Raw genomic sequence first — 8,538 nt, 5'->3', positions numbered from 1 at the left:
GTATTGTTCTTACTTATAATGATGAGAAAGCCGGACATGAATGGGATTATTGGGATAGAAAAATCAAAGATATTATAAATTGGCTTCCAAATATTAAATAGGTGAAGGAGGATAAATATGACATTGAAAATATTTCATAGTGGAGATATACATATTGGAATGAAATTCAACAACTATCCTCCATATATTCAGCAAAAATTAATTAAAGCAAGATACAAAATCTTGGATACTTTAATAAAAAAGGCAAATAAAAAAAATGCTAATTTATTTGTAATCTCAGGTGATCTTTTTGATAAACATAATATAAAAGAAGATGAAATTATTGAAGTAATTAATAAGTTAAAAAAATTTTCCGGGGATGCTATTTTGATTTTGCCTGGTAATCATGATTTTGATAATGGTGGTATAGAATTATGGGAAAAATTCAAAAATAATATGAGTGGTAAAATAGTATTGCTCAATGATTTTAGAGAATATGATTTAAAAAAATTTGATTTAGATGTAAGTATATATCCTGCACCATGTGATAGCAAACACTCTGCTGAGAATAATTTGGACTGGATCAAAAACAAAAATACTCAAGAAGAAAGCCCAAAAAGAAAATATGAAATTGGTATTAGCCATGGAGCTATCAGTGGTCTATCACCTGATATGACAGATAGTTATTTTACAATGAGTAAAGATGAATTGAAAAATTTAAATATGGATATTTGGCTTTTGGGACACACTCATTTACCTTATCCTTTTGAAAAAGAAATAACTAATCGTAAAATTTTTAATTGTGGTACTCCTGAACCAGATGGCTTGGACTGTGATCATTCAGGAAATGCCTGGTTTATTGAAATTGATAAGGAAAAAAATATTAATGCAAAAAGAATTACGACCGGTCAATATCATTTTTATGATCTTGAATATAAAATAAATAGTAAAAAAGATTTTGAAAATATGAAAAATAAATTACTAAAAGGTAAAGTAGAAAATAAAATTATTAGATTAAAATTAAAAGGAAGAATTGAAGAAAATTTATATCACCAAAAGGAAAAAATTTATCATGAATTATCTGATAAAATTGCTTACCTAAAAATTAATGATAATGACTTAAAAATAAAAATCACCAATGAAGTTATCAATAGTGAATTTACTGAAAATTCTTTTCCTTATAAGCTTTTAAATGATCTCAAAGACGATGAAAAAGCCTTACAAATAGCCTATGAATTTATAAAGGAGGTTAAGGCATGAGACTGAAAAGATTTCAAACTGATATCTTTGCAGGAATAGCTGATAAAAATATTGAGTTTTCAGATGGTTTAAATATTATATTAGGAAAAAATGAGGCTGGTAAAAGTACTATTATTAATGCCATTTATGCTACTTTATTTAAAAATGCCAAAATCAGATTAAATTATTCTGAAGACAAAGAATTCTTCAACAGATATTTTCCTTACCCAGATGGTGATTATATTCATGGATATTTAGAATTTATAGTTAATTCCAAAAATTATGTAATTGAAAAAGAATGGAGTCGTAATGATCCAAGACAGTATTTAAAACTACCTGATGGTTCAAGAATTAAAAATGAGGAAAAAATTAATAAATTAAAAAAAGATTTATTATTATATGATAAAGGAAGTTATAATAATATAGTTTTTACCAAACAAAGAAATATAAAATCAGCGATTAAAAAGATAATTGAGAATGAAGAAGTAATAAATACAGTTAATAATTTTTTGCGTAGAGCTGTCATGGAATTAGATGGTATTTCCATAGAGGAGTTGAATAAGAAAGTTGATAATGAACTTGATAATCTTTTGAAAAAATGGGATATTGATAATAATCGCCCAAGTAATCCTGACCGAGATATTAATAATCCTTATCTAAAGGGTTATGGACAGATATATGAAGCATATATTGAAAAAGAAAAATTAAGAAAAAAATTAAAAAGAACTAAGAAAGTCGAGGAAGATTTCGAAGATATAAGCAATAAATTGAGAAAAATAAAAAGCAAAAATGAAACATTAACTAAGGAAATAAATAAATATGAAGAAATAGAAGATGATATATTTGAAAGAGGACAATTAGAACCAGAGCTAAAATCACTTAAAGAAAGAGTAAAAGGAATAAAAAAAATTAATCAAAAATGGCCGGTTGTTAAAGCCAGACTTGCTGATAAAAAAGAAAAATTAAAAAAAGAAAAAAATAGATTAGAAACTTTAAAAGCAAAAAAAGAAAAAGCAAAAAAAGATCAGGATTATAGAGTATTGGAAAAAAAGTTAAAAAAAGTTGACAAAAAAAGAGAAATAATAAATGATTTGAAATTAGAAAAAGAAAATTTGGGAGATATAACAAAAAAGAAAGTAAGTGAATTAGCAGAGTTAAAAGATGGAATTTCAAAAAGCAGAGCTAGTTTGGAAGCGGCTAAATTGAAAGTTAGAATAAATTTTATTAATTCTTCAGGAACAAAAATAACAAGAGGAATTAATGAAAGTGAAAATATTAAAAATAAGAGAGAATTTGAATCTAATGGTTATTTTAGAATAAAAACAGATAATCTAGATTTAGAAATTGAATCAGCAGAAATAGATTTTACTAAAATTCAGGAAAAATATAAAAATTATAAAATGGAATATGATAAACTTATAAACAAGATGGATGTAAAAAATATAGAAGATGCTAGAAATAAGCTGGAAAAACTATATGAATTAAAAAATAAAATAAAAAATACTGAGGAAAGTATTGAAGAAATTCTTGGAGATCAGGATTATAATCAGTTATTGAAAAAACTGAGGGAATATGAATTTTCAAGTAATTCAGATGACTTAGAAATAATTGAAGAAAAAATAAATGAATTAAAAGATGAAAAAATTAATGAATTAAAAATAAATATAAAAAATAAAGAAGATAAAATTAATGAATGGGAAAATGAATATAATAATCAGGATAAATTAATGGATAAAATACTGGAAATAAGATCTAAAATAAATAAAAAAGAAGAAAAATTAGGAGAGCTTGCTTTTTTACCTGATAAATTTTCTTCTCCGGCTGATTTTAAAAAATATCTTTCGAAATTAAGAGAAGAAAAAAAATCACTTGAGGACAAACATAGTAAGAAAAAACAGGAAATGATAAAAATTGAAAATGATTTAGGGGATAATTCATATGAAGAACTTGAAATAATGTATAAAGAGAGAAAAAAAGAATTTGAAGAACTTGTTCTTAAAGCCAGAAAAATAGTCAAGATAAAAAATAAAATAAAAGAAAAATTGTCTAAAATGGATCAAAATACCTTAAAACCATTAACTGAATCATTTAGTGATAAACTTAAAAAATTGACTGCCCAAAATTATAAAATTGGAAAAATAAATAAAGAATTTAAATTAAAAATTAAAAATGATAGTAATAAGTATTTACCTGCAGATATGAATTATTTATCTTATGGAACTTATGATGGAGTTGCCCTTTCTTTAAGAGTGGCTATGTTTGAAACTTTATTTAATAAAGTCTCTTCATTTATTGTATTAGATGACTGTTTAGTTAATCTTGATCCAGAAAGAACTGAAAGAGCTATTGATTTAATTAAAGATCTTAAAAATAAACACCAGGTTATTTTTAGTACCTGTGATCCTAATACTGCTAATAAGTTAGGCGGAAATATTATAAAAGTCTAGTTTTAAAAATAGTTTAATATTAAATAGAAGGGTATTTGTGATTTTTATTCAAATATATTATATAAGATATATTTGAATAATTTACCATAAACCAGTAGGGGGAAGTAATATGGGAGTAGGTGATGGAGGTTTAAGTATTTTATTTGCAACAATAACAGGTAGTAGTGTTTTTTTGCTAGTATTTTTATATGTATATATTAGAGAAAAAACTAATTATCTAAAATACTGGACTATTTTTTGGGTTATCAATTTAATCAGTTTTTTATTTATAAGAATTTTTAATCTTTACGTTATTTATATTTATATTAATATTTTAGGTACATTATTTTTGTTAAAGGGTAGTTACCAATTTTTTAATCTTAATTTTAATGAAAAATGGAATTATATTTATGGAATATTTTATACTATATTAACATTTTTTATAATTATGAATAATAATATATATTTGTTTTTATTTTATTTTTCATCATTTATCTATATTTTTAACGCCTACATATTTTTTAAAAATGGAAAAAGAAAAATATGTAAAATTACTTCATTTTTATCATTGATTTTTGGAATTATAATGTTTTTATACCCTGCCTTAAATAATCTTAGTAAATTTTATGTAATAGGTAATTATTTATTAGGAAGTATAGGAATGTTATTTGGATTGGGATTATTAGGTATTTATCATGAAGAATTGCAAAAAAGACTTGAATTAAGAGAAAAACATTATAAGAAAATTTTTGAAAGTTCACCGGCAGGTATGATGTTAATTGATGAAAACGGAATTGTAATTAGAGTTAATCAAGCCCATTGTGATTTTACAGGTTATAAAAAACAAGAAATTGAAGGTAAAAGCATTTTTGAAACAGTAGTACCCAAAAAATATATAGAAAATGCTAAAAATAATATCAAAAAAATAATGAAAGGTAAAAGTATAGAATATATAGGAGAAAGTATTAGTAAGACTGGTGACAAAGTTTATATTTTTTTTAAAGAAACTAAAGTACAACTTCCAGATGGAAGAGATTGTATACTTTCAATGCAGATTGATTATACAGATTACAATAAACAGCAGAAAAAAATAAAGTATATAAGTTTTCATGATGAATTAACTGATCTTTACAATCGTTCATATATGGAAGAAGAAATGAAGAGACTTGATTCAAAAAGGAAATTACCTATTAGTATAATTATGATTGATGTAAATGGATTAAAAATAATTAATGATAGCTATGGTCATCAAAAGGGTGACGAAATGCTAAAAAAGACTGCAAAAATTTTAAGATCATCAATAAGAAAAGAAGATATTGTTGCTCGCTGGGCAGGAGATGAATTTGTTATACTTTTACCTGAAACTAATGAAAAATTTGCTCGAAAAATTAAAGAAAGAATAAAAAAGAAATGTAATAAAACTGATTTAGATAAAATTCCAATATCAGTAGGAGTAGGAATAGCAGTTAAAGAAAATGAAACTGAGGATATCTATGATGTTTTGAATAGAGCAGATAAAAAAATGTATAAAAATAAATTAACTGAAAGTAAAAGTGCCAAAAATAAACTTGTTAAAAATTTATTATCAACTTTGGGGGCAAAAAGCGATGAAACGGAAGAACATGCTTTAAGGTTGACTAAAATGGCCCAAAGGCTTGGTGAAAAAGTGGGTCTTAGTGATGAACAATTAAATAATTTATCACTTTTAGCGACTCTTCATGATATAGGAAAAGTTACAATTTCGGAAAAAATATTAAACAAAAAAACAGATTTAAATAAGGAAGAATGGAAAATTATCAAGGAACATCCTAAAATGGGGTATAGAATTGCTTCTGCTACTGAAGAATTTGCTCCTGTAGCAAAATATATATTACATCATCATGAAAGATGGGATGGAACAGGTTATCCAGCTGGTTTGGAAAAGAAGAAAATACCTCTTTTATCAAGAATTATTACTATAGTTGATGCTTATGACGTAATGACAAATGGTAGAATTTATAAAAAAGCTATGAAGAAAGAAAATGTTATTAAAGAATTCAAAGAATGTGCTGGAACTCAATTTGATCCCGATCTTGTAGAGTTATTTATTGAAATTATTAAGGAAAATGAAATGTCTTAAAAATCACAAAAAATAACGGAGAGTGATTAAAATGAAAAGATTTTCTTTAAGCATATTTCTAGTAGTATTAATTTTAGTTATTATAGGAGGATATCTATTTGTTAATTCTGACTTCAACAATAATGAAAGTGAAATAGTTAATAAAAAGAAACAAATTGAAGATATTGATTTGAGTGAGTTTAATCTAGATAAAAATTTTAATGTTATAGATGTTCAAATTTCTAATATTTCAAAAACTGTTTCTAAAGATAAAATAATATTAGCAGGTAAAAACCCCCAGGAAAGTGATATTTATTGGGATGAAATAATTATAATTTTAAAAAATGAAAATGATGATATATTAATTAAAGAAAAATTACAAAATTTTACTGGCTATGAACCAAAGATGATTTTAAAAGATATTACTGGAAATAATACTAAAGATATTTTTCTAAAAGCAGCCAGTGGAGGTAGTGGTGGTATTTATTTTCACCGTGTAATTACTTTAAAACAAAATGAATTAAAAGTTATATTTGATGAAGATAATAATAAAGGTATAGAGGTTGTAGGTTATTTTGATGATGGTTTTAAGGCAAATTTAATGTTTAAAAATTTAAATAAAAGAGTAAAACTTGATATCAGTGCAAATCAAAATGAATATATTGAACAGGATATATATAATAAAGATGGAAAAATGATAAAAATTGATTTAGTAAGACCCTATTCATATCCTTTTGGTCATCTAGAATTAATTGATTATAATCACGATGGGAAATATGAACTAAGGGGTATACAAAGAATAATAGGAGCTTATGGTGCAGATACTATTTCAGAAGTAGAATCTGTTTGGTCATATGAAGAAGAAAACTGGAATACTATGCATGTTAATTATAAAACTTATTTAAAAAATAGAAAATAGGAAGGATGGCTTTATGTGTTTGAAATTTAAATGTAATAATTGTGGTAAATTATTTGATATATCTACTAAAAGATATAAATGTGAATGTAGTGGTTTATTTAATTTAGAAGGGAAAATAAGTGATACAAAGATAAACCTGGATTTAGGAGAAGGGGATACACCCCTACTAAAAAAAGAATTAGATGGTAAAAACATTTGGCTAAAAATGGATTATTTACAACCAACAGGTTCTTTTAAAGATAGGGGAGCAGTATTTTTAATAGATCAAATTAAAAAATTCGGAATTAAAAAAATAATTGAAGATTCTTCTGGTAATGCCGGGGCAGCAATAGCTGCTTATTCAGCAGCAGCAAATATAGATTGCAGTATTTATTTACCAGCTAAAACATCTAAAGCTAAAATCAAACAAATTAAAGCTTATGGGGCAGAGATTATTAAGATAAAAGGTGATAGAGATAAAACCTCACAGGCTATATTAAAAGATGCTAAAAATATTTATTATGCTTCACATGTATATAACCCTTTATTTTTTGCTGGTGTAGCTTCTCTAGCTCTTGAAATAAAAAAAGATATAGGTATTCCAGATAAAATTATTGTACCTGTTGGAAATGGTACTATGTTACTAGGACTCTATTATGGTTTTAAAGAATTAGGAGAATTTCCGGAATTAATAGCAGTCCAAAGCAAAAACTGTTCTCCAGTATATGAAAATTTTTATTCTGAGACTAATCAATTATTTGATAGCCAAAAATGTGATAAAACTATAGCTGAAGGAATAGCTATTGGTAAGCCTAAACGTTTGAAACAAATAGTTAATGTTATTAAAGAAACTAATGGTGATGTTATTACAGTTAGTGAAAGTGAAATAAAATTGACTCTAAACAAATTGTGGAAAAAAGGTTTATATATTGAAAAGACTTCAGCTGTTGCTCCAGCTGGATTTTTAAAGTTAAATTATAATAATAAAATTAATGAAAAAGAAAAAGTAGTAATACCTTTAACGGGATCGGGCTTAAAGAATAATAAATAATAATAGGATGGTATCAAATTATGAAAATACTTATTACAGGTGGTGCAGGTTTTATTGGTAGTAATTTTATTCATTATTTACTTGAGAATTATGATGATCAAATTATTAATATAGATAAATTAACTTATGCTGGTAATCTTGATAATTTAAGAAATATTTCTTCTGCAAAAAATCATAAGTTTTATCAGGGTGATATTATAAGCAAAGATTTTATCGAAGAGGTATTTGATAAAAGTGTTGATTATGTAGTAAATTTTGCTGCAGAAACACATGTAGATAGAAGTATTGATAATTCAAATAAATTTATAAAAACAAATGTAGAAGGTACACAAGTTTTATTAGACAGGGCTTTAGAATGTGATATTAAAAATTTTGTTCAAATTTCTACTGATGAAGTTTATGGTAGTATTAAAAAAGGAAAATTTAATGAAAATAATATGCTTAATCCCAATAATCCCTATGCGGCAAGTAAAGCTGGTGCAGATTTTTTAGTAAAATCTTATAATAATACATATAATTTACCTGTAAATATTACTCGTTCTTCAAATAACTATGGTCCATATCAATATCCGGAAAAACTAATACCTTTATTTATAACTAATATTATGCAGGATAAAAAACTTCCTCTTTATGGAGATGGCAAAAATATCAGAGATTGGATTTATGTAAAAGATAATTGTAGGGCCATTGATTTAATAATGAGAAAAGGTAAAAATGGTGAAATTTATAATATTGGAGCTAATAATGAAAAAACTAATTTAGAAATTACAAAAGCTATTTTAAAAATAATGAATAAAGATGAATCGATGATAAGATATGTTAAAGATCGTCCTGGTCATGATTATCG

6 protein-coding genes are annotated in these 8,538 nt (G+C 25.1%); all 6 read left to right on the top strand.

The window, feature by feature from the left end:
* The first annotated feature begins 117 nt into the window (after positions 1 to 117).
* The gene (locus tag VJ881_03715) at positions 118 to 1,239 is read left to right on the top strand and encodes a metallophosphoesterase (GenBank protein HKL75154.1); all 1,122 of its coding nucleotides are present in this window, start codon (positions 118 to 120) and stop codon (positions 1,237 to 1,239) included.
* Entirely contained in the window at positions 1,236 to 3,665 is a 2,430-nt protein-coding gene (locus tag VJ881_03710; protein HKL75153.1) for an AAA family ATPase, read from the top strand. The genes VJ881_03715 and VJ881_03710 overlap by 4 nt, the downstream gene beginning before the upstream one ends.
* Before the next feature lie 109 nt (positions 3,666 to 3,774).
* Positions 3,775 to 5,763 carry a diguanylate cyclase gene (locus tag VJ881_03705; GenBank protein HKL75152.1) on the top strand — a complete coding sequence of 663 codons (1,989 nt, stop codon included), beginning with the start codon at positions 3,775 to 3,777 and terminating at the stop codon, positions 5,761 to 5,763.
* Between the two features lie 31 nt (positions 5,764 to 5,794).
* Positions 5,795 to 6,661 carry a hypothetical protein gene (locus VJ881_03700; protein ID HKL75151.1) on the top strand — a complete coding sequence of 289 codons (867 nt, stop codon included), beginning with the start codon at positions 5,795 to 5,797 and terminating at the stop codon, positions 6,659 to 6,661.
* A gap of 13 nt (positions 6,662 to 6,674) precedes the next feature.
* Positions 6,675 to 7,691, top strand: coding sequence for a pyridoxal-phosphate dependent enzyme (locus VJ881_03695; GenBank protein ID HKL75150.1), 1,017 nt, complete (start codon positions 6,675 to 6,677; stop codon positions 7,689 to 7,691).
* A gap of 20 nt (positions 7,692 to 7,711) precedes the next feature.
* The coding region (rfbB, locus tag VJ881_03690; GenBank protein HKL75149.1) for a dTDP-glucose 4,6-dehydratase at positions 7,712 to 8,538 on the top strand (827 nt) is incomplete at its 3' end.

This window comes from Halanaerobiales bacterium, assembly GCA_035270125.1.
Classification (GTDB): Bacteria; Bacillota; Halanaerobiia; order Halanaerobiales; family DATFIM01; genus DATFIM01.
The sequence above is the reverse complement of the archived record's forward strand: the minus strand, read 5'-3'. Positions and strand labels throughout refer to the sequence as shown.

Excerpts from the sequence above, each read along its gene's own strand:
- VJ881_03715 (HKL75154.1), top strand. The coding sequence starts at position 118 with ATGACATTGAAAATATTTCATAGTGGAGATATACATATTGGAATGAAA.
- VJ881_03710 (HKL75153.1), top strand. The coding sequence starts at position 1,236 with ATGAGACTGAAAAGATTTCAAACTGATATCTTTGCAGGAATAGCTGAT.
- VJ881_03705 (HKL75152.1), top strand. The coding sequence starts at position 3,775 with ATGGGAGTAGGTGATGGAGGTTTAAGTATTTTATTTGCAACAATAACA.
- VJ881_03700 (HKL75151.1), top strand. The coding sequence starts at position 5,795 with ATGAAAAGATTTTCTTTAAGCATATTTCTAGTAGTATTAATTTTAGTT.
- VJ881_03695 (HKL75150.1), top strand. The coding sequence starts at position 6,675 with ATGTGTTTGAAATTTAAATGTAATAATTGTGGTAAATTATTTGATATA.